Below are 22182 nucleotides of genomic sequence, written 5' to 3' on the forward strand. Positions count from 1 at the left end.
GTCCCCTTCGTCTAGAGGCCTAGGACACCACCCTTTCACGGTGACTACAGGGGTTCGAATCCCCTAGGGGACGCCAAGTTTGACAAGGCTTGGCAGTGCTTGAAACAGCGCTGCGTAACTTGTTCGGTGCAGCGCAATATCGGTTTCGGTGTTGTAGCTCATCTGGAGTGGTAGTTCAGTTGGTTAGAATACCGGCCTGTCACGCCGGGGGTCGCGGGTTCGAGTCCCGTCCACTCCGCCAACATAAAGATAAACCCCGCACACGAGAGTTTGCGGGGTTTTTTCTTGTCTGAACGATACTCGCTTCACAGTTTCGGCGATTTGCTGTTTGATATCAGTTGCGTACTGTGCAATATCCATGCGTGCAAGTGAATAGTGATGATGAGTCCACGCTTGAGCGTTGAAGGATAGCTACTGAGTTAAAACTTCAGACGAATTCGCGACGCCCGAATGTTTAGCACCAATGACCGAATTTATTCTGAAGTCGCCTCAAGCGTGTCGCACCCAATAACAAGAGCTCCCGCTAGGAGCTCTTTGCTTATGCAGACTAAGGTTTGCAGCTTCAAAGTGTCGCCCGCGGCTCGGTTGAATCGAGCGGGCGGAACTCAGCTTGCTTCAGTTCCCGAATCTGAGTCTCAACTGAACATTTGATTGCGAATCAAGCCCACAGCCAGACCCTCGATGGCGAAGCTTTCGTCGTCCGCAGCCACCTGGATGGATTCGAACTCTGTGTTCTCCGGCAGCAGTTCGATGCCGCTGCGACCGCGCTTGAAGCGTTTGACGGTCACTTCATCACCAATCCGGGCCACCACGATCTGACCGTTCTTGGCTTCTGATGCCTTTTGCACGGCCAAAAGGTCGCCATCCATGATGCCGATGTCTTTCATGCTCATGCCTTTCACTTTGAGCAAGAAATCGGGCTTCTTGGAGAACATGCTTGCCTCGACGGCGTAGCTTTGTTCGATATGTTCTTGCGCGAGGATGGGGTGACCCGCTGCAACACGCCCAACCAAGGGGAGGTTCAGTTGTGCGAGGCTGGCCAGCGGCAGGTCAAATTGTTGATGTTCACTGCCGCGTGGCGCGGCTCGGCCGCGCGCATATCCGGCCTGAAACTCGCGTGCTTCTTGTGATTCGCGGGCATCGCGTGCCGAGTTGAGCGCTCTCAATGTGTCAGACTTCAGGCGAATGCCACGCGAAGTGCCGCCAACCAGTTCGATGGCGCCTTTGCGAGCCAGCGCTTGCAGGTGTTCTTCGGCCGCATTGGCGGAGCGGAAGCCAAGTTCGGCGGCGATTTCGGCCCGGGTGGGTGGAGCGCCGGTGCGTTCGATGGCGGCTCGCACCAGATCGAGGATCTGCTGTTGGCGCGCGGTGAGTTTCGGGCTGTCTTCCACGGTGGTCATCCTCTGCTTGGAACTTGAGTGCCTGAATATTTATCCAGTGACTGTATTTTCATCCAGGAAATCTAAAATTGCAAAGCAAGCAAGACTCAAATGCAGTGAATGAGCCAGTTTCAGCAGTGAATTCAGGCTTGGTGGTGATTCTCGGGACCGGTGGAACCATTGCCGGTACGGCCAGCGATGCCTCGGACAATGTCGGTTACCAGGCCGCACAGCTCGGCGTAGGCCAGTTGATTGCCGCAATTCCTCCTCTCGCGCAGCGCCTTTTGGAGGCTGAGCAAGTGGCGCAGCTGGACAGCAAGGATATGGATTTCGCCACCTGGCAGTTGTTGGCCGAACGGGTGGCGGCCCATCTGGCCCGGCCCGAGGTGGCAGGGATTGTGATCACTCATGGCACGGACACGCTGGAGGAGACGGCTTATTTCCTGCAGCGCGTATTGGCGCCGGGCAAGCCGGTGGTGATCACGGCAGCGATGCGGCCGGCCACGGCCTTGCAAACCGATGGGCCTCAGAACTTGCTCGATGCGGTGACGCTGGCGGCTGAGGGTTCAGCGCCGGGTGTTTTTGTGGTGTTTGCCGGCAGCATTTATTCCGCCGAACAGGTGCGCAAGGTCCACAGCTACCGGGTGGATGCGTTCTCGTCCGCTGATGGGGCGCGTTTGGCTGCGGTAGAGGAGGGCGTCGTGCGCTGGTTCGCGGCCCGCCCGCAGCGCGATGCAGGCCCGGCGTTTGAGCTCGCTCTTTTGCGACGGCCAGCTTCGGCTTGGCCGCATGTGCAGATCGTGTTCAACCACGTCGGCGCCGATGGCTTGGTGGTTCGGGCCTTGTTGGCGCACGGTGTGGATGGGCTGGTGGTCGCCGGCACCGGCAATGGCAGTCTTTCTCAGTCGCTTGAGGCTGCGCTGCGGGAGGCCCAGGCACAAGGCGTGCGCGTGCTGCGGAGCACGCGCTGTGATGCCGGGCCAGTCACGGCGTCAACCGAGGCCTTGCCCAGCGCGGGCGCGCTGAGCCCGGTGAAGGCGCGGATCGCTCTGCTGCTGGACTTGATCTCAAACCCCGCGCAGCGCTGAACCGCGCCCCAAGCTTCGGACTCAGGCCAGGGTCAGCGTGACGTCGATATTGCCGCGGGTGGCGTTCGAGTATGGGCAGACCTGATGGGCTGCGTCTACCAGGTCCTGGGCCACGCTGCGGTCCACGCCGGGCACTGAGATGTTCAGTGCCACCTGGATGCCAAAACCGGCGGGGATGGGGCCGATGCCGACATCGGCTGTGATGGACACCTCGGCCGGCAGGGCGATCTTCTTCATCATGGCCACATGCTTGAGTGCGCCGATGAAGCAGGCCGAGTAGCCGGCCGCAAAGAGCTGCTCCGGGTTGGTGCCGGGGCCACCGGCGCCGCCCAGTTCCTTGGGCGTGGAGAGCTGTACGCTCAGCGCGCCATCCGAGCTCGAGGATGTGCCTTGACGGCCGCCGGTGGAGGTGGCGCGGGCGGTGTAGAGGACTTTTTCGATGGACATGATGCAGTTCTTCCTATCAAACAGAGGTGGCGGGAGGAATGTCGGCGTCCGCCAGCTGCTGGCGCAGCTCGTGCAGACGTCGGGTCAGGGAACTCAGTTCTTCCAGTGAGCAGGCGGCGGCGCAGGCCAGTTGCGGAGGGATGGCGAGGGCCCGAGCCTTGAGGCTGAGGCCGGTCGGTGTCAGCACGATGTCGACGCGACGTTCATCTTGAGCCGCCCGTTGGCGTTTCAGCAGACTCGCGGCTTCCATGCGTTTGAGCAGGGGTGTAAGCGTCCCGGAATCGAGCGACAGGCGCTCGCCCAGGGTGGAAACGCTGATGCCGTCTTGTTCCCAAAGTACCAACATCACCAGGTATTGCGGATAGGTCAGGCCCAGTGGTTCCAGCAGGGGCTTGTAGAGCTTGGTCATGGCCAGCGAGCTGGCGTAAAGCGCGAAGCACAGTTGCCGGTCCAGGCGGAGCCAGTCCACGGGCTTGTCGGCTGATTGCGGTACATCGCTGTTGTGCTTGGTCTTGCTTGGCATGGGTAATAATGTAGTTCGCAATTTAATTGCGCGCAATTTATGTGGGTATTCGCGGCAGCCCTTCGGCGCCGCAGGTCTGAGCTGACGATGAAAGAGAGCACGACATGTCAATGAGCCTTTTGGCCAATGTGTTGGTGGCCCTGGTGGCCGCCTTGCACCTGTACTTCCTGGTGCTGGAGATGTTTTTCTGGACCAAGCCTTTGGGCCGGCGGGTGTTCCGTCTGACGCCCGAGTTTGCCGAGGCAAGCAAGACCTTGGCGGCCAATCAAGGTCTGTACAACGGATTCCTGAGCGCGGGCTTGGTTTGGGGTCTGCTGCAGGGCTCCGACGGTGTGCCCACGCAGTTGTTCTTCCTGGCCTGCGTGGTGGTTGCGGGTGTGTACGGCGCGGCCACAGTAGGCAAGAAGATCCTGTTCGTGCAGGCCGTTCCCGCGGCGGCTGCTGCTGCCTTGGTCATGCTAGCCTGAGCGCCAGAGATGGCAAGAAAAAAGGGCCCGAAGTTCTCGGGCCCTTTTTGCGTCAAGTCGTGCCTGACAGCAGCGCTTTGTTTCGCGTTGTGAGGATCAAGCTGCCGCGTGAATCGCGTCCACCTGGGCACTCAGTTCCAACCATCGAAGCTCGGCGCTTTCAAGCTCATCGTGAATGCCTTTGAGGCGCTTGCCCGCTTCGACGATTTGACTCGGCGTGGCCGAGCCCGCCGCCAACTGCGCCTCCAGGGCCGTGCGCTCGTCGGCGAGTTTGTTCAATTTGGCGTCGATGGCGTCCATCTCTTTGCGCAAGGGCCGGGTCTGGTCGGCTAGCTTCTGCCTCGCCTGGCCACTGAGCTTGCGGTCTTCGCGCGCGGCCGGGGCAGGGGCTGGTGTGACCACGGCCGCCACGGGCGCAGGTGCTGGCGCCACCGTGGATTTGCCGGCCTTGGCCATGGCTTTGGCAGCTTCCTTGGCCGCCTTGGCAGCTTCCTTGGACTGGTCGAGCAGCCAGCGCTGGTAATCGTCCAGGTCGCCGTCGAACGGTGATACCGCGCCCTTGGTGACCAGCCAGAATTCATCGCAGACCTCGCGCAGCAGGGCCCGGTCGTGGCTGACCAGCATGACGGTGCCTTCAAACTCGTTGAGCGCCATGGACAGCGCCTCACGGGTGTTCAGGTCCAGGTGGTTGGTAGGCTCGTCCAGCAGCAGAAGATTGGGGCGCTGCCAGACCAGCATGGCCAGTACCAGGCGTGCTTTCTCGCCGCCCGAGAGGCTGCCCACTTGCTGGTTGACCATGTCGCCGACAAAGCGGAACTGGCCCAGGAAGTCGCGCAGCTCTTGTTCGCGCGCCTGCGGGCTCACTTCCTTGGCCAGGCGCACCATGTGAGAGAGCGGGCCTTCCTCGGGCCGCAGCACGTCCATTTCCTGCTGGGCAAAGTAGCCGATGGTCAGGCCCTTGCCCTCGGTGATCTTGCCGCCCATGGCGCGCTGCATGCGGGCCACGGTCTTGACCACGGTGGACTTGCCCTGGCCGTTGGCGCCCAGGATGCCGATGCGCTGGCCGGCCAGCACCGAGCGGTCGATGCCGCGTACGATGATGTTCTCGACGCCGTCCACTTCGTAGCCGCAAGCCACGTCATCGAACATGAGCATGGGGTTGGGCAGGCTGACCGGCTCCTTGAACTCGAAGTTGAAGTCAGCCGAGGCCAGCACCGGTGCGAGGCGCTCCATGCGCTCCAGCGCCTTGACCCGGCTTTGCGCCTGCTTGGCCTTGCTGGCCTTGGCTTTGAAGCGGTCGATGAACTTCTGCAAGTGGGCGATGCGGTCCTGCTGCTTGCCAAACGCGGCTTGTTGCTGCTCCATGCGTTCGGCGCGCATCGACTCGAAGGCGGTGTAATTTCCGCCATAGCGGTGCAGCTTGGCTTCGTCCAGATGCAAGGTGACTTTGGTGATGGCGTCCAGGAACTCACGATCATGGCTGATGATGATCAGGGTGCCGTCGTAGCGCTGCAGCCAAGCCTCCAGCCAGACCAGGGCGTCCAAGTCCAAGTGGTTGGTCGGCTCGTCCAGCAGCATCAGCTCGGCCGGGCACATCAGGGCGCGGGCCAGTTGCAAGCGCATGCGCCAGCCGCCCGAAAAGCTGTTCACCGGGGCATCCACCTGCTCGCCCTTGAAACCCAGACCCATCAACAGGGCTTGCGCGCGCGGCTTGGCATCGAAGGCGCCGGCGTCCATCAGCAGGGCGTGAGCGTCGGCCATGGCGTGACCGTCTTCGGCAGCTTCCGCGTCGGCCAGGGCCTTGCGTGCTGCCATCAGGCGGACATCGCCTTCGAGCACGAACTCGGTGGCCGGCATGTCGGTCTCCGGCATGTTTTGCGCTACTTCGCCCACGGCCCATTGGCGCGGGATGTCCACTTCGCCTTTGTCGCTTTGCAGGCGGTCAGTCAGCAGGGCAAAGAGGCTGGACTTGCCGGCGCCGTTGCGCCCCACCAGGCCGACTTTCTCGCCCGGCTGCAGGAGAACGCTGGCGTCATCGAGCACGACCTTGGTGCCGCGTCGCAGCGTGATATTGCGCAGCGTGATCATGATGTGGTCAGGCCCTGGTTGTCGTTGTTGTTCTTGTTGGCGTTCATATTCAGTGATTCTTCAGTGATCAGCAGCACCTGGTCGGCTCCCGAGGAGGTTTCCATCCAGGCGGTTTCCAACTCGGGGAAGGCCGCTTCGAAAAACGGCCGCTCATTGCCGATCTCCAGCAAGAGCACGCCATGGGGTTTGAGCACAGCCGGCGCGTCGGCCAGCAGCCGGCGTATGAAGTCCATGCCATCGATGCCGCCGGCCAGGGCCAACTCGGGCTCGGCGCGGTACTCGGCTGGCAGGGTCGACATGGCCTGGCTGTTGACATAGGGCGGGTTGCAAAGAATCAGGTCGTAGCGGCGGCCGGCTGCGATCGCCGGTGCCAGGCCGTCGCCTTGTATCAAGCGGATGCGGGCTTGCAGCCCATGCTTGTCGACATTGATGCGCGCGACTTCCAGGGCTTCAGCGCTCAGGTCCAGTCCGTCCACCTGCACCTCGGGCCAGGCCATGGCGGCCAGCACGGCCAGCGAGCCATTGCCCGTACACAGGTCCAGCACCTCGGTGGTCTGCCCGGAGAGCCAAGAGTCGATGCTGGCGTCGGCGATCAGTTCGGCGATGAAGCTGCGTGGCACGATGGCACGTTCGTCCACGTAGAAGGGCACGCCTTGCAGCCAGGCCTCGCGGGTCAGGTAGGCGGCGGGCTTGCGCGTCGCGATGCGTTGCTCGATCAGCTCGGCAATTCGAGCTTGTTGCTCGGCGCTCAGTTCCTGGGCTTCATGCTCGTCCAGCTGGTCCAGTGGCAGCCCCAAGGCCCAGAGCGCCAGCCAGGCGGCCTCGTCGAAGGCCACGGCCGTGCCGTGGCCAAATGAAACGCCCGCCTCGGAAAGGCGGGCGGCTTGGGCCTCGATGCAGTTCAGTAAATTCATGGGGGCTCGGTGAAGGGCAGGGCGTGATTGTCGCCGATGCCGACTCACTCCCGGCACCCCGCGCACCCCCGGGCCTAGGGCGTCGTGCTGCCGGGCCTTGCGTCGGCCCCTTCAGTGGTTTCCGCCGCCAGTCCGTGGCGAGCTGCCTCTGCATCGATGCTGGGTCTTTGCTTGCGCGCCGCTTCGAGATCGGCCTGGCTGCCGTTGCCGTCGCCGAGCTTGCTGCGTGCAATGCCGCGCCCGTATTTGGACCAGGCGATCTTGGAATCCAGGGACAGTGCGCGATCAAAGTCGGCCTGCGCCTTGCGCCACTCACCTTGCCGCAGGCGCAACCAACCTCGGCTGTCGTGGTAGCTGCCTTGCTCAGAATCGAGATCGATGGCGCGATTGCAGTCCTCGAGCGCACGCTTGAGTTCGCTGTTGAGCAGGGTCCGCGCCCAGCAGCGCTGGTTCAGGGTGCCCGCCAAGGCCAAATCGTGCGGGTTGGCGGCGATCCAGTGGTCCAACTGCGTCAGTACCTCCGGCAGGCGCTGCAGTCGCTCGAAGACCTGAGCCATTTGCAAGCGCTGTGGTGCTTGCGAGGGCAGGCTGCGGTCAAGTTCCTCCAGATCCTGGAGCGCCGCTTCCGGCTTGCCAGGATCGGCGCGCAGCATGGCACGGCGAAGGCGAGCCTCGGCGTGCGTGGGCTTGGCGGCCAGGGCTGCATTGAGGTCCTTCAGGGCCAGTTGGGGCTGGCGCATGCGCTGATGAAGTTCGGCTCGAATCACGAGGTGGTCTGCACCTTGAGGCTCCATCTCGCAGGCGCGGTCCAGGTCGGCCAACGCCGCCTTGAAGTCCTTGCGTGCCATGGAGGCGGCGCCGCGTCGGGCATAGGACGCGGCTGTGGCTTCGGAGCCCAGTTCGGGCAGGCTGTTGGCGCTGGCCTCGGTACTGTCTGGCTTGGGCTCGGGTTTGCTCAGTGCGAACACCTGGCCGCCGTTGTAGGTGAAGTACATGCGTCGCTGCTTCTTGGACACATAAATGCGGTGCGAGAGGAAGAAATCGACTCCCAACAGCATGTCGATCTCGCGCAGGTCAAAGTCGGCCACGCTCAGGCGGACGTTGTGTACCACCTCGCCGCCCAGCTCGAAGCGCTCGATCGCGCCGCTCCAGCCGGCCACTGTGCCTTGGCCGACGCCGCCGACTCGGCCGGTCGGTTTCAGATCCGTCACCCCGACGCTCTTGGCCGCTTTGAGCGACATCACCGTGCGCGCGCCGGTGTCCAGGAGCACGCGCAGGCGTTTGCCGTTGATCAAGGCGATGGTTTCGATGGCGGGGGTTTTCTTCTCACGATCGTTGCGCAGCAGCTCGATCTCCGAGAAGGGCGCCTCGCCGGCCCAGTAGGCCATGGGGCTTTTGGCGCAATCTTCGTTGGGGAACATCAGCCTGACCACACCGTGCGCGAGGTCGTATTCGGTGTCGGCCACCGACAGGATGTTGCGGCCCAGCAAGCCCATTGTTCCGTTGTGATCGTCGTTGCCACCGACCAGGAAGTCGATGTTGGGCAGCTCCCCACCCATCAAGCTGAGGCGTTCGGCGGTGGTGACGCCGGCGTGCTCATCTCGGCCGGCAATTCCGTTGACTTCCATGCCCCAGGGCAGGCTGCGAACCTTCATCTTCAGCTGCTGGGCCGCGGCATGGTTCAGGGAGCTGTAGAAGGCACCACTGTCGACGATGAGCGGAATGTCCTGCCCATTGATGCCCAAGGTGGCCACGGCGCGTGTGCCTTTCATCGTGACCGGCATCTCCAGGCCATTCACCTTGCAGGCGGCCTGAGTTTCATGGACTCCGACAGACCAAAGGCCCAGTGCACACAATGCAGCCGATGCATATCGGCGCCCGCACCGCGCTTGTTGCAATTTACCCATCTTGCAGCTCCTCCCGTTTTTTTGAATCGGGCTGCTGCGCTTCCTTTGTGCGCTCGGCAGCCCGTTGAGGCTGCACTTTATGTCATGTCAGCAGCAGCTCCAGCGTGCGGCGGTAGATGTTCTTCAAGGGATCGAGGTTGTCGGCCGGGAGGTATTCGTCGACTTTGTGAATGCTGGCGTTGATGGGGCCGAACTCGATCACCTGAGGGCAGATCTTGGCGATGAAACGACCATCCGAGGTGCCGCCGGTGGTGGACAGCTGCGTTTGGTAGCCGGTCTCGGCTTCGATGGCGGCACAGACGGCCTCGCTCAGTGTGCCCACCGGGGTCAGGAAAGGTTCGCCGCCCAGGGTCCAATCGAGTGCGTACTCCAGGCCATGGCGGGCAAGCAGCGATTGCACGCGGGCCTTGAGCCCTTCCGGCGTCGACTCGGTCGAGAAGCGGAAGTTGAAATCCACCACCATGTCACCAGGGATGACGTTGGTGGCGCCAGTACCAGCGTGGATGTTGGAGATCTGGAAGGTGGTGGCCGGGAAGTAGTCGTTGCCCTCGTCCCAGCGTGCCGCAGCCAGCTCGGCGATGGCCGCAGCCGCCTGATGCACCGGGTTGCGCGCCAGCTGCGGGTAGGCCACATGACCTTGCACGCCCTTGACCTTGAGCTTGCCCGAGAGCGTGCCCCGGCGGCCGTTCTTGATCATGTCGCCGACCTGCTCCACCGAGGTCGGTTCGCCGACAATGCAGAAGTCCAGGCGCTGCCCCTGTGCCTTGAGTTGCTCGCAGCAGACCTTGGTGCCGTCGACCGAGGGGCCTTCCTCGTCGCTGGTCAGCAAAAAGGCCAGACTGCCGCTGTGTTCGGGCTGGGCGCGCACGAACTCCTCTGCGGCCACCACCATGGCGGCCAGCGAGCCCTTCATATCAGCAACGCCGCGGCCGTAGATTCGGCCCTCGCGATAGCTGGGTACGAAGGGGTCGGAGGTCCAGGCGTCCAGGCGCCCCGGCGGCACCACATCGGTGTGACCGGCGAACATCAAGACGGGGCCTTCGGCATCGCGACCGCGCTTGATGGCCCAGAGGTTGCTGACCCGGAAGGACTCGGGCCCGCTGTCCATGCGTTGCAGTTCGAAGCCCAGGGCGGACAGGCGCGTGCCGATCAATTCCAGGCAACCGGCGTCATCGGGCGTGACGGAGGGGCGGGCGACCAGCGCTTCCAGCAGGGCAAGGGTGTCGGACATGGGACAGTGGATGGGCAACAGGGGGAAATCGGGCCGCGCCAAGGCGCAGCGAAGGGAGGCGTTTCAGTCGCCGCGCACGTCCAAGGTGATTTCGGTGAAGCTGGCCTCGTCACTGGCTGCCTCTTCCTTGATCGCCGCTTGCTTGTTGGCACCCGGCTCGTCGTTTTGCAAACGCCAGAGCAGATTGGTTGGCGAGTCGGCGAAGGCCAGGCCTTCATCGCGGGTGATGACGCCGTCCTTGATCAGCTGGGCGAAATGCTCTTCATAACTCTGAGAGCCCTCGGCAATGGACTTCTCCATGGCCTCCTTGACGCCACCAAAGTCGCCGTTCTCGATGAACTCACCGATCAGTTTGGTGTTCAGCATGATCTCGATCACCGGAATGCGGCCGCCGGCTGTGGCGCGGACCAGGCGTTGCGAGATGATGGATTTCAGGCCAGCGGCCAAGTCGTTCAGCAAGGCCGGGCGTGACTCCGGCGTGTAGAAGGACAAGATGCGGTTCAGCGCGTGATATGTGTTATTTCCGTGCAGCGTGGCCAGCACCAGGTGGCCGGACAGGGCGTAGGAAATCGCCGCGGTCATGGTTTCGCGGTCACGGATTTCGCCGATCAGGATGCAGTCCGGCGACTGACGCAGCGCGTTTTTCAGCGCCACCTGCAGAGATGCAGTGTCGCGGCCGACTTCGCGCTGGTTGACCACCGAGCGCTTGTTGCTGAACAGGTACTCCAGCGGGTCCTCGATGGTCAGGATGTGGCCGGCCATGGTCTGGTTGCGCAGCTCCAGCATGGAGGCGAGAGTCGTGCTCTTGCCGGTGCCGGTGGCGCCCACCATCAGGATCAGGCCGCGCTTTTCCTGCACCAGCTTGCCCAGTATGGGCGGCAGGTTCAGCTGCTCCAGCGAGGGGATGATGTGTGGAATGTGGCGGAACACCGCGGCGATGGTGCCGCGCTGGCGAAAGCCCGAGAGCCGGAAGCTGCCCACGCCGGGAATGGCCACGGCCATGTTCAGCTCGCCGTTCTGGTCCAGCTCGGCCATCTGCGCCGGCTCGACCACCTCGGCAATCAGCTGGCGCGGCTGCATGGGCCCGAGCAATTGATCAGACAGCTGCACGATCTGCCCGTTCAGGCGGATGAGCACCGGCATCTTGGCCGACAGGTAAGCGTCGGACGCACCCTTCTCGGCCATCAGCCGCAGGATGCGTTCCATGTTTCCACTCATCGTGCTGTCTCCCTGTTTTTGGTCTTCAAGCCGCTCGATGCGCCCCAGTTTCAGCCAGGGCGGTGCGGTGCTGCGCTCAGGCGCGCAACAGGTCGTTGATGCTGGTCTTGGCGCGGGTGCCAGCGTCGACTTTCTTGACGATGATGGCGGCGTAGAGGCTGTACTTGCCTTCGTTCTTGGGCAGGCTGCCGCTGATCACGACCGAGCCGGCGGGCACGCGGCCGTAGCTGACGGTGTCGGTTTCGCGGTCATAGATCGGTGTGCTCTGGCCGATGTAGACGCCCATGGAGATGACGGAGTTTTCCTCCACGATCACACCTTCCACCACTTCCGAGCGGGCGCCGATGAAGCAGTTGTCTTCGATGATGGTGGGGTTGGCCTGCAGGGGCTCGAGCACGCCGCCGATGCCGACGCCGCCGCTCAGGTGCACGTTCTTGCCGATCTGGGCGCAGCTGCCGACCGTCGCCCAGGTGTCCACCATGGTGCCTTCATCGACGTAGGCGCCGATGTTGACGTAGCTGGGCATGAGGATCACGTTCTTGGCCAGGAAGCTGCCGCGGCGCGCCACGGCGGGCGGCACCACGCGCACGCCCATGGCGCGAATCGCGTCTTCGCTCAGGCCGCCGAACTTGGTCGGCACCTTGTCGAAGAAGCTCATGTCGCCGGCGCCCATCAGGCGGTTGTCGTTCAGGCGGAAAGACAGCAGCACGGCTTTCTTGACCCACTGGTGCACGGTCCACTGGCCCACGGCTTGGCGCTCGGCCACGCGCAGGCGGCCGGCGTCCAGATCGGCCAGCACATGCTCCACGGCCTCGCGCACTTCGGGGGCGTTGGCGGCCGTGATGTTGGCGCGGTTGTCCCAGGCCAGTTCGATGGTCGATTGCAGATGGGCTTGTGTCATGAGTGAAAGCTCGCGGCAGCGGGTGCCAGTCAGGAGGAAAGGGAAGAAGAGGAGGAGAAGGACTCGATGTAGGCGACGATGCGCTGGGCCGCTTCAAGGCATTCCGCGCTTTCGGCCACCAGGGCCAGCCGGATGCGACCGGCGCCGGGGTTCACGCCGTGGGCCTCCCGCGCCAGCAGGCTGCCCGGCAGCACCGCCACATTGTATTGAGCCAGCAGGCCTTGAGCGAAGGCGATGTCATCGCCGCCGTGGATGTGGCACGGCACGCCGCACCAGAGGTAGAAGCCCGCATCGGGCAGGGCCACGTCCATATGCGCCGCCAGCAGCGGCGTGACGGCGGCGAACTTGGCGCGGTATTGCGCGCGGTTCTCGACCACATGGGCTTCGTCGTTCCAGGCGGCCACGCTGGCGGCTTGCACAATGGGGCTCATGGCGCTGCCGTGGTAGGTACGGTAAAGCAGAAACTTCTTCAGCAAGGCCGCGTCCCCGGCGACAAAGCCCGAGCGCATGCCCGGCACATTGCTGCGTTTTGACAAGCTGGTGAAGGCGATCAGGTTCTTGAAATCCTCGCGACCCAGGCGGGCGGCGGCTTCCAGCCCGCCCAGTGGCGCTGCCTCGCGGAAGTAGATCTCCGAGTAGCACTCGTCCGAGGCGATCACAAAGCCATGGCGATCGCTGAGCTCGAAGAGCATGCGCCATTCGTCCAGTGGCATGACCGCGCCGGTCGGGTTGCCGGGCGAGCAGACGTAGAGCAGCTGGGTGCGGGCCCAGGTGGCCTCGTCGATCTGTGACCAGTCGGCGGCGAAGTTTTTGGCCGGGTCGCTGTTGGCAAAGGCGGTCTGCGCGCCGGCCAGCAGGGCGGCGCCTTCGTAGATTTGGTAGAAGGGATTCGGGCAAACCACGGTGGCGCCGGCGCGGCTGGGGTCGATCACGGTTTGCGCAAGGGCGAACAGCGCTTCGCGCGAGCCATTGACCGGCAGCACCTGGGTGGCCGGATTGAGGCTAAGGCCGTAGCGGCGCTGCAGCCAGGCACAGATGGCTTCGCGCAGCGCCGGCTCGCCGGCCGTGGCCGGGTAGCCCGACAAGCCCTTGAGGCTGGCCATCAGCGCGTCTTCGATCAGCTTGGGCGCCGGATGCTTGGGCTCGCCGATGCCGAGGCTGATGGGCCGGTAGGCCGCACTTGGCGTGATGCCCGCGTTCAGGGCCCGCAGACGCTCGAAAGGATAGGGGTGCAGCTTGTCCAGCAGCGGGTTGTGGGGCACGGAAGAGGCGGCAACAGCGTTCATGACAGCGGGTGGGGGAATCGCCGGCATCATAGCCAGCCCAGGCACCCTGGCTGGCTACAGCGACAGGCAAGCCTGCCTTCGTGGTGGGTGGCGCCGTAGGCCACGGTGATTTCTTCGCCCACGGCAATCTCCTGCAGGGCGAAGAACTCGATGGCGTCGTCTTCCACCGCGATCCGGGCATTGGGCCGGCAGCTGTGGTTGGTGAAGCGCATGGGGTCGCTGGAGCGGGTGGCGTCCACCGCGCGGCTGCTGGACAACTCCACCAGCATGATGCGCTGGCGGCCCTGGGCGCGCCGCCGGGCCTCGGTCACGCTGATGGCCTCGCCGGTGAGCGCGCCAATCTTGGCGCCCGTGGGCACAGGCTCGGCCGCAAACACGCCAAAGCCATCGATGCGGCTGCGCCGCACCGTGACTTCGATCAGTTGGTAGGCCGGGTGCGAGGCGAGGGCCAAGGCGGCGAGACGCTCAAGCAGGCGGGATCACGCGCGCTTCAGCGCAGCAGGCCGGATTCGAAGCCGTGGGCCGGCAGGTCCACGCGCGGCTCTTGCTTCCAGCCCTTTTTGCGGTGCTCGACCACCACATTGGTGTAGATGCCGCCGCGCACATACCACTTGGCGGTGATGCGGATGAAGCGTGGGTTGGTGACCTTGACGATGTCTTCCAAAATGGTGTTGGTCACCTTCTCGTGGAAGGCGCCCTCGTCGCGGTAGCTCCAGAAGTACATCTTCAGGCTCTTCAGCTCGACGCAGTACTGGTCCGCGATCATGTCGATGGTGAAGTGCGCGAAGTCAGGCTGGCCGGTCAGCGGGCAGTGGCAGGTGAACTCCGGCACCTGGAACTGGATCACATAGTCACGCTCGGGGGCCGGGTTGGGGAAGACGTGCAGCTCTTTGCTCGGTGCCGAGGGCGGGTTGGGCGGCATTTCGCGCATTTTGGGCGTCGCCTTGGGGGCAGCCTTGCTGACCTTGGCGGCCGATTTGATCGGGGCCTTGTAGGCCTCGGCGGGGAGGACAGCGGGCGCGGCAGTCTTTCGACGGGTGGCGGGGGCAGTGGCAGACGTGGTGGGGGTGGACTTGGCCATGGAGTCAATGCGGGGCGATCACCGCGTCGGAAAGACGCGACGACATGCCAAAAGATGGGGAGGGCCCGATGGTATCATCCAGGCCCGCTCAAGCCCCCGATTTATGGGCTTTTGTTCAAATAAATCAACAGCTTAGGAGGCTCGGTGGCAGGCGCCTTGGGTGCCGCCCGCCGGGTGAGAATGGTCTTGCGCCCATGCGTCTGAACTCGATCAAGCTCTCGGGCTTCAAGTCCTTCGCCGATCCGACGGTGTTCCAGCTGCCCGGGCAGCTGGTCGGCGTGGTCGGGCCCAATGGCTGCGGCAAGTCCAACATCATGGACGCGGTCCGCTGGGTGCTGGGCGAGAGCAAGGCCTCCGAGCTGCGCGGCGAGTCCATGCAGGACGTGATCTTCAACGGCTCGGGCAACCGCAAGCCGGCCAGTCGTGCCAGCGTGGAGTTGGTCTTCAGCAACGAGGACGGTCGCGCCGGTGGCCAGTGGAACCAGTTCGCCGAGATCGCTGTCAAGCGCGTGCTGACCCGTGATGGCACCTCCAGCTACTTCATCAACAACCAGCCGGTGCGCCGCCGCGATGTGCAGGACGTGTTTCTGGGCACGGGCTTGGGGCCGCGTGCCTACGCCATCATCGGCCAGGGCACCATCAGCCGCATCATCGAATCCAAGCCGGAAGAGATGCGCATGTTCCTGGAGGAGGCGGCCGGCGTCTCCAAGTACAAGGAACGCCGCCGTGAGACCGAAAACCGGCTCAAGGACACACGCGAAAACCTGACTCGTGTCGACGACATCCTGCGCGAGCTCAACAACAACCTCGAGAAGCTCGAAAAGCAGGCCGAGGTGGCGGCCAGCTACCGCGCCTTGCAAGATGCCGGCACGCTCAAGCTGCACCAGCTTTGGTTTCTCAAGCACCGCGACGCCACCTCCGAGCAAGGCCGGGTCAAGACCGAGCATTTGGAGGCCGTCAACGCCTTGGAATCGCGCATGGCGGAACTGCGCCAGGTCGAGGCGGAGCTGGAGACCGTGCGCCAAGCCCATTACGCCGCTGGCGACGAACTGCACGCTTCACAAGGCCGTTATGCCGAGGCGCAGCTGGAAGTCAGCCGCCTGGAAGAGCGCATCCGCTATGTGGTCGAGGGCCGCCAGCGGGTCGAGGCCCGCCTGATCGAGCTGCAGGCCCAGAACACCCAGTGGCAGGAGCGTTCGGTCCAAGCTCAGGACGAGCTGGAGACCATTGCCGAGCAGATCGCCACGGCCGAGGAGCAAAGCGAGATCCTGGCCGCCCAGGCCGAGGAGCAGGCCGCCAATCTGCCCAATGGCGAAGACGCAGTGCGCGCCGCCCAGGGCCGGGCCAATGAGCAGCGCGCCCTGGTCGTGCAGGTGCAGCAGCAAATCCAGGTGTTGGCGGCCGAGAGCCGCAGCATCGAAGAGCAAGCCCGCCAGCTGCGCACCCGCCGCGAGCGCCTGGCTGCCGAACGCCAAGGCCTGACGGTGCCCGATGCCGAGCGCCTGGGCGAGCTCAAGCAACAGAGCGAAGCGGCCGACGAGACCCGCGACATGGCCGATGCCCGTCTGCATGAGCTGCAGGAGCAGGTGCCACTGCTGGACGAGCAGCGCCGCCACGCCCAGGCCGACGCCAATGCGCAGGGCCGCCGCCAGTCCGAGCTCTCGGCCCGACTCGATGCCTTGCGCGCTCTTCAAGAGAAGGTGCAGACCGAGGGCAAGCTCAAGCCCTGGCTGGTCAAGCATGGCCTGGACGGCCTGCAAGGACTGTGGACCAAACTCCATATTCAAGCGGGTTGGGAGAATGCCCTGGAGGCGGCGCTGCGCGAGCGCATGAGCGCGCTGCAGGTCGGCCGCCTTGAGACCGTGCAGGCCTTTGCGGCCGATGCGCCGCCGGCCCGTCTGGCGTTTTATTCACCGCCGCCCTCGGCCATTGCCAACACCCATGAAACCCTGGCGCGGCTCAGCGATCTGCTGCGCTTGGACGATGCCGGCCTGAAAGCCCTGCTCAATGACTGGCTGGAAGGCGTCTACACGGCAGCCAGCTTGGAAGAAGCCCTGGCCCAGCGCGCCCGCTTGAGCCATGGCGAGCTGATCATGACGCCGGCCGGCCACGCAGTGAGCCAGTTCGCAGTCAGCTTTTACGCGCCCGATTCCGAGCAGGCCGGCATGCTGGCCCGTGCACAGGAAATCGAACACCTGCAGCTGGAGCTGCGCGCCCAGACCCTGATTGCCGAAGAGGCCAAGAGCGCCCTGGTGCGCGCTGAGGCTGGCTACACCGAAGGCTCGCAGCGCTTGCTGAACCTGCGCCGTGAGGCCGGCGAGGCGCAGAACCGCGCCCATCAGCTGCATGTCGAGTTCTTGCGCCTGAGCCAGCAGAGCGAAGCGGCCAGCGCACGCCGAGGCCAGCTCGAGGGCGAGCTGGGCGAGATCGACGCCCAGGCCGAAGAGTTGCAGGAGCGCCGCGTCACCGGCGAGGCTCGCTTCGAAGAGCTGGACATGCAATTGGCCACCACGCAAGAGCGCCATGCCGAACTCGACGATGCGGTGATACTGGCCGAGCGCCGCATGGGCGAGGCGCGAGAGCAGCTGCGCGCGCTGGAGCGGCGTGCGCAGGAAGCGCAGTACAGCGCCCGCGCCCTGGCCTCGCGCCGGGGCGAGTTGCAGCGTGCCATCGAGACCGCGCAGCAGCAGGTGCAGACCAACAGCGCTTCGGCCGAGAGCCTGCAGCGCGAGATGGACACGCTCAACGATGCCGCCGCGCAAGCCGGCCTGCAGGATGCACTGGCCCTCAAGATGGAGCGCGAGCAAGCCCTGGCCGCCGTGCGCAGCAGCTACGACGACCTCAGCCTGCGCCTGCGCAAGGCCGACGAGCAGCGCCTGACCTTCGAGCGCAGCCTGGACCCGCTGCGCGACCGCATCACCAAGCTTCAGCTGGAAGAGCAGGCAGCCCAGCTCGGCGGCGCGCAATACATGGAGCAGTTGCTTGCCGGCGCGGTCGACCTGGAGGCTCTGGCACTGAGCATCGAGCAAGGTCAGGTCAAGCTTTACGGTCTGCAGGGCGAGATCGACCGCATCAACCGGGAGATCGCTGCCCTGGGCGCCGTCAACCTGGCCGCCCTGGAGGAGCTGACTTCGGCGCGCGAACGCAAGACCTTCCTCGATTCCCAATGCGCCGATCTGATGTCCGCCATGAAGACCTTGGAAGATGCGATCCACAAGATCGATCTGGAAACCCGCGATCTGCTAGGCGCCACCTTCGACCAGGTCAATCTGCATTTCGGCCGCATGTTCCCGACCCTGTTCGGCGGCGGCCAAGCCAAGCTGGTGATGACGGGCGATGAAATCCTCGACGCCGGCGTGCAGGTCATGGCCCAGCCGCCGGGCAAGAAGAACAGCACCATCCACCTGCTCTCGGGCGGTGAGAAGGCGCTGACGGCGATTGCCTTGGTGTTCGCGATCTTCCAGCTCAACCCGGCGCCGTTCTGCCTGCTGGACGAGGTCGATGCGCCGCTGGACGACGCCAATACCGAACGCTACGCCAAACTGGTGGCCGAGATGAGCAGCGGGACGCAGTTCCTCTTCATCTCGCACAACAAGATTGCAATGGAAATGGCTGAACAACTGATTGGGGTGACGATGCAGGAGCAGGGCGTGTCGCGCATCGTGGCGGTGGACATGGACAAGGCGCTTGCGCTGGCGGAAGCATGAGCATGAGCCTGACCGAAATGCTGGCCGTGCTCGGTGGCCTGGTGCTGGCCGGCGTGGTCGGCCATGGTGCCTGGAGCGCCCGCAAGGCTGGGCCGCGCCGCGCGGACCCGCAGATGGAGCCGGTGATGGACGGCCAGCGCCTGGAGCCCGGTCTGGACGGCGACGCCGGCGGCCCGCCGGCTTCGCTTGACGAAACCATGCCCGCGGTCGGCCGCGTCGCGCGCAAGCCCTCGGCCCGCATCGACGCGCTGATCGACGCCATCGCCACCATCACCCTGGACACACCGATCAGCGGCGAGATGGCGAGTTCGCAGCTGCCCGGTAGCCGGCGTGCCGGCACCAAGCCTTTTCATATCGAGGGCTTGAATGCCGAGAGCGGCGAATGGGAGCTGCCCCTGGCCGGCCAGCGCTACGGCGAATTCCAGGCCGGTGTGCAGATGGCCAACCGCAACGGCGCCATGAATGAGATCGAGTATTCGGAGTTCGTGCAGAAGGTGCAAGGCTTTGCCGATGGTGTCGGTGCTTTTGTCCAGTTCCCCGACATGCTCGACGTGGTCGGCCGGGCCCGCGAGCTGGACCAGTTTGCCAGCGCCCATGACGCCCAGCTGGCCGTGGTCCTGCGTGCCCGCAATGCCGCCTGGACCCTTGGTTATGTACAGCAGATGGCCTTGCGCCACGGTTTTGTACCGGGCGCCATGCCCGGGCGCCTGGTGCTACCGGCGGCCGAGGAGGGCGCGCCGCCGATTTTGTCCTTGAGTTTCGATCCTCAGGCCGCCTTGGCCGAAGATCCGCAGCAGTCCTCCTTGCGTGAGCTGTCTCTGTCGCTGGATGTGCCGCAAACGCCCGAGGCCCTGGAGCCCTTCGCCAGCTGGCAGGAGGCCGCCCGCGGCCTGGCCCGCGATATCGAGGCCGATGTTTGCGACGACCGCGCCCAGATCCTCAACCTGCATGCTTTCGCCAGCATCGGCCAGGAGCTCAGCACCCTGTACCGTGCCCTGGCCTCGCGCGATCTGGCGGCCGGCAGCCTGGCTGCGCGACGCCTTTTCAGCTGAGGGCAGCGCGCAGGCGCAGGCCGAGCTCAAGTCGCGGGCGCCCGCGCCGAAGAAGGGGGCTATGCCCCGCGCGCGACTTGTTCCCACGGTGCGCCGTTGGCTGCGCCGATGCCTGCTGCTCTGCCCCCTGCTTTTTGCGGGCGGCTCCGCCCTGTCTCTCGACCCAGCAGGCGCCAAGCCGGCCTCAGCCGCCATCGCTGACGGGCCGATTGCCCAGCAGGTCAACAACATCGAAGCTCGTTTCGGCGACGACATGCCGGAGCTGCTGCGGCGGTTGACGCCTGTGGAAGCGGCAGCGCGGGCCTCGGGCGGAGACGATTTGCGCGTGTTCTTGGCCGCCTGGGGCTATGTGCACGCTGCTCTCGACAAAGTGACCGTGGCCGAGGCCGCGATCGCTGAATTGCTGATCTTGGGCGAGCGTGAGCGCCTGCCACTGGCTCTGGCTTCGGCGTACGCACTGCGCGCAACCATGCTGCAGTTCAGCGGCCGCATTGACGCCGCCTACGGCTGGATCGACGCCACTCTGCCGCTGATCGAGACCAGTGATGATGCTGCACTGCGTTACTGGGTCTTCATGACGGCCGGCGACCTGGCGTCTTTCCTGGGGCGCTTGGACCTTGGACGCGCCCATTTCGAGGCCGCCGATGCCGCTGCGGCGGCACAGGGCAATCGTCGCCGCCGAGCCCAGGCTTTTGTAGCCCTTGCCCCTGTGAAGCTGGCCATGGGTGATGTGGTCGGCGCGCGCTTGGACGCAGCTCGGGCTTTCGGCCTCGCCGCAGCCGCCGAGGTGCCCTCGCTGATGCTTGCTGCCAGCCTGATCGAGGCTCAGGCAGCCTTGCATGCGGGAGATGCGGCCGCAGCAAGCAAGGCGGCGCAGCGCGGCCAAGAGCTTGCCTACATCGCGCAGCGCCATGTCAAGGGCGAAGACCCCGAAGTCAACCCGCAAGCTGGTGGCCCACGCTGGCTCGGCTCCCAGCTCCGCGTGCTGCAGCAACTCAGTGGCCTCTATCTGAGCGCGGGCAACTTCGAGCAAGCCAGTCGAGCGGCCGCGCGTGGCCTGCAACTGGCCGCGCTGCAGCGCGACTCCGAGGCCTCGGCGCTCGCATCCATCAACCAAGGCATGGCCTGGCACGGGTTACGGCGGCATGCCCAAGGTCGTAAATCGGCCGAACAGGGGTTGGCCTGGCTGCGCCAGCGTGGCAAGAACGTGGAGCTCCTGCAAGAGCTCAATCGCTACGGCCAGCTGCTGGAACGTGTCGGCGATCCGTCAGGCGCATTGCGCCACTTGCGCGAAGCCCTGGCCTTGGAATCCGAACTGGTGCGCAAGGACAAGCTCGGCACGGTGCTCGACCTGCAACAGCAGTTCAGCCAGGCCGCGCAGCAGCGCGAACGCGAGCAGCTGGCGCATCAGACGGCCTTGCTCCGCAGCGGCATGGAGCGCCAGCGCAGTGAACGTCTATTGAGCTTGGGGCTGGCCGGCACCCTGGGCCTGGGCGTGGTCTTGACGGCGTGGCTCTATCTGCGCGTGCGCCGCGCCAACACCGACCTGCGCAGCAAGAATGCCGAACTCGAGTTCGTCAGTCTGCATGACCGAGTCACCGGGCTGCCGAACCGCCGTGCCATCGAACGGGATACGGAAGCACTCCAGGACAGCAGTTTTGTCGGGCTGGGCATCGGCATCAAGCGCTTTGGTCTGATCATGGGCAGCCTCGGCCATGTGCTCGGCGACGCATTGCTCTGTCAGGTCGGCGAGCGTTTGGAGGCGGTGGTCTTGCGCCGCGGTGGCACCCTGTACCGCCTAGACGGCCTGTCCTTCGGTGTGATCTGCCGGGGCAACAGCGAGCAGGTCGGGCTTGAGTCATTCTTGCTAGAGTTGACTGAAGCGATCGCACCGAGTTTTTGCATCAACCAGCAGCAATTGACCGTCACGCTCAGCATCGGCGCTGCCGAGTACCCCAAGGACGGCCGCACGCCGGCCGATATCGCCCGGGCCATCCAGTTCGCCAGCCACCGGGCCCGTGAACAAGCGGGCACCCGCGCGGTGGTGTTCTCGGAGGGCCTGATGTCGCACCAGCACGAACGCCTGCTGATGGAGACTCGCCTATCGCAGGCTTTGGAGAGGGGAGAGTTCGAGTTGCACTATCAGGCCCAGTGCCGGCTCAGCGACCGGCGCCTGAGCGGCTTCGAGGCCTTGCTGCGCTGGCGCAGCGTCGATGGCCTGATTCCACCCGACCGCTTCATCCCCTTGGCCGAGGCCTCGGGTCTGATCGTGCCCATAGGCCGCTGGGTGCTACAGCAAGCCTGCGCCCAAGCCCGCGCCTGGCAGGAGGCCGGCCTGGGCGAGCCCATGGTGGCGGTCAACATCTCGCCGCGCCAATTCCAGCACCCCGAGTTCATGGACATGGTCCGCCAGACCTTGCAAAGCAGCGGCGTCAACCCGGGGCAGATGGAGTTGGAGATCACCGAGGGCGCCGTCATGGATGAAGCCGATGGGTCGACTGCACAGCTCCATGCCCTGCGCGCGCTCGGCCTGCACCTGGCCATCGACGATTTCGGCACCGGCTACTCGAGCTTGGCCTATCTGCGCCGATTTCCGATCAACCGGCTGAAGATCGACCGCTCTTTCATCACCGACCTGATGCGTCGCAGCGAGGATGCTGCCATCGTTCAGGCCTTGATCCAGCTCAGCCACAGCCTGGGCTTGACCGTGGTGGCTGAAGGCGTGGAGGACCTGTCGCAGGAGGCCTGCCTGCGCGACTGGGGTTGCGACCTGATGCAAGGTTATGTCTATGCACGCCCAGTGCCAGCGGCGCAGGCCAGCGAGATGCTGCGTCAGGCCCAGACCTCATTGGTAGTCAGCGGCTAGACTTGCAGGCCGAGACCGAACGAGACC

17 protein-coding genes and 2 tRNA genes are annotated in these 22182 nt (G+C 64.7%); 7 read left to right on the forward strand and 12 right to left on the reverse strand.

The window, feature by feature from the left end; all coding sequences use genetic code 11:
• Together LNV23_RS21080 and LNV23_RS21085 are read left to right on the forward strand one after the other, a co-directional pair.
• A tRNA-Glu gene (locus LNV23_RS21080) sits at positions 1-76 on the forward strand.
• An 88-nt stretch (positions 77-164) separates the two neighbouring features.
• Positions 165-241: transfer RNA gene (locus tag LNV23_RS21085), tRNA-Asp, on the forward strand.
• 394 nt (positions 242-635) lie between these two features.
• Here LNV23_RS21085 and lexA read toward each other — a convergent pair.
• Positions 636-1400 (reverse strand): transcriptional repressor LexA, encoded by a 765-nt coding sequence (gene lexA, locus LNV23_RS21090; protein WP_411910610.1) that lies wholly within the window; start codon positions 1398-1400, stop codon positions 636-638.
• Between the two features lie 116 nt (positions 1401-1516).
• Between lexA and LNV23_RS21095 the strand changes: the two genes are divergently transcribed.
• Positions 1517-2467 (forward strand): asparaginase, encoded by a 951-nt coding sequence (locus LNV23_RS21095; protein ID WP_263564795.1) that lies wholly within the window; start codon positions 1517-1519, stop codon positions 2465-2467.
• A 21-nt stretch (positions 2468-2488) separates the two neighbouring features.
• Here LNV23_RS21095 and LNV23_RS21100 read toward each other — a convergent pair whose 3' ends face one another.
• On the reverse strand, positions 2489-2914 hold the full coding sequence (locus tag LNV23_RS21100) for an organic hydroperoxide resistance protein (protein WP_263564796.1): 426 nt from the start codon (positions 2912-2914) through the stop codon (positions 2489-2491).
• Positions 2915-2930: 16 nt separating this feature from the next.
• Positions 2931-3437, reverse strand: a complete 507-nt coding sequence (locus LNV23_RS21105) for a MarR family winged helix-turn-helix transcriptional regulator (protein WP_263564797.1) — start codon at positions 3435-3437, stop codon at positions 2931-2933.
• 110 nt (positions 3438-3547) lie between these two features.
• Here LNV23_RS21105 and LNV23_RS21110 point away from each other — a divergent pair, with 110 nt between their 5' ends.
• Entirely contained in the window at positions 3548-3904 is a 357-nt protein-coding gene (locus LNV23_RS21110) for a DUF1304 domain-containing protein (RefSeq protein WP_263564858.1), read from the forward strand.
• Positions 3905-4000: 96 nt separating this feature from the next.
• On the opposite strand, the gene LNV23_RS21115 is transcribed toward LNV23_RS21110, so the two are convergent.
• The 9 genes from LNV23_RS21115 to queF all read right to left on the reverse strand — a co-directional run bounded on the left by LNV23_RS21115 (position 4001) and on the right by queF (position 14371).
• Entirely contained in the window at positions 4001-5992 is a 1992-nt protein-coding gene (locus LNV23_RS21115) for an ABC-F family ATP-binding cassette domain-containing protein (RefSeq protein WP_263564798.1), read from the reverse strand.
• Positions 5989-6906, reverse strand: a complete 918-nt coding sequence (gene prmB, locus LNV23_RS21120) for a 50S ribosomal protein L3 N(5)-glutamine methyltransferase (protein ID WP_263564799.1) — start codon at positions 6904-6906, stop codon at positions 5989-5991. Before prmB ends, LNV23_RS21115 begins: the two co-directional genes overlap by 4 nt.
• A gap of 74 nt (positions 6907-6980) precedes the next feature.
• Positions 6981-8678 (reverse strand): aspartyl protease family protein, encoded by a 1698-nt coding sequence (locus LNV23_RS21125; protein WP_263564800.1) that lies wholly within the window; start codon positions 8676-8678, stop codon positions 6981-6983.
• A 217-nt stretch (positions 8679-8895) separates the two neighbouring features.
• The gene (gene dapE / locus LNV23_RS21130; protein WP_263564801.1) at positions 8896-10044 is read right to left on the reverse strand and encodes a succinyl-diaminopimelate desuccinylase; all 1149 of its coding nucleotides are present in this window, start codon (positions 10042-10044) and stop codon (positions 8896-8898) included.
• Positions 10045-10107: 63 nt separating this feature from the next.
• Positions 10108-11262, reverse strand: a complete 1155-nt coding sequence (locus LNV23_RS21135; protein WP_263564802.1) for a PilT/PilU family type 4a pilus ATPase — start codon at positions 11260-11262, stop codon at positions 10108-10110.
• A 76-nt stretch (positions 11263-11338) separates the two neighbouring features.
• Entirely contained in the window at positions 11339-12163 is an 825-nt protein-coding gene (dapD, locus tag LNV23_RS21140; protein WP_263564803.1) for a 2,3,4,5-tetrahydropyridine-2,6-dicarboxylate N-succinyltransferase, read from the reverse strand.
• A gap of 29 nt (positions 12164-12192) precedes the next feature.
• Positions 12193-13449: a succinyldiaminopimelate transaminase gene (dapC, locus tag LNV23_RS21145; RefSeq protein WP_263564804.1), complete on the reverse strand. Its 1257-nt coding sequence runs from the start codon at positions 13447-13449 to the stop codon at positions 12193-12195.
• 26 nt (positions 13450-13475) lie between these two features.
• Entirely contained in the window at positions 13476-13901 is a 426-nt protein-coding gene (locus LNV23_RS21150; RefSeq protein WP_263564805.1) for an SET domain-containing protein, read from the reverse strand.
• Positions 13902-13939: 38 nt separating this feature from the next.
• The gene (queF, locus tag LNV23_RS21155; protein ID WP_263520195.1) at positions 13940-14371 is read right to left on the reverse strand and encodes a preQ(1) synthase; all 432 of its coding nucleotides are present in this window, start codon (positions 14369-14371) and stop codon (positions 13940-13942) included.
• Between the two features lie 353 nt (positions 14372-14724).
• Between queF and smc the strand changes: the two genes are divergently transcribed.
• The 3 genes from smc (at position 14725) to LNV23_RS21170 (ending at position 22155) form a co-directional block, all read left to right on the forward strand.
• The gene (smc, locus tag LNV23_RS21160; protein ID WP_263564806.1) at positions 14725-18237 is read left to right on the forward strand and encodes a chromosome segregation protein SMC; all 3513 of its coding nucleotides are present in this window, start codon (positions 14725-14727) and stop codon (positions 18235-18237) included.
• A gap of 2 nt (positions 18238-18239) precedes the next feature.
• Complete coding sequence (locus LNV23_RS21165) at positions 18240-19289, forward strand: cell division protein ZipA C-terminal FtsZ-binding domain-containing protein (RefSeq protein WP_263564807.1); 1050 nt, start codon at positions 18240-18242, stop codon at positions 19287-19289.
• Positions 19290-19350: 61 nt separating this feature from the next.
• The gene (locus tag LNV23_RS21170; RefSeq protein ID WP_263564808.1) at positions 19351-22155 is read left to right on the forward strand and encodes a putative bifunctional diguanylate cyclase/phosphodiesterase; all 2805 of its coding nucleotides are present in this window, start codon (positions 19351-19353) and stop codon (positions 22153-22155) included.
• Positions 22156-22182 lie beyond the last annotated feature (27 nt).

The sequence above is a fragment of the Kinneretia sp. DJ1R-11 genome (assembly GCF_025717595.1).
Classification (GTDB): Bacteria; Pseudomonadota; Gammaproteobacteria; order Burkholderiales; family Burkholderiaceae_C; genus Paucibacter_A.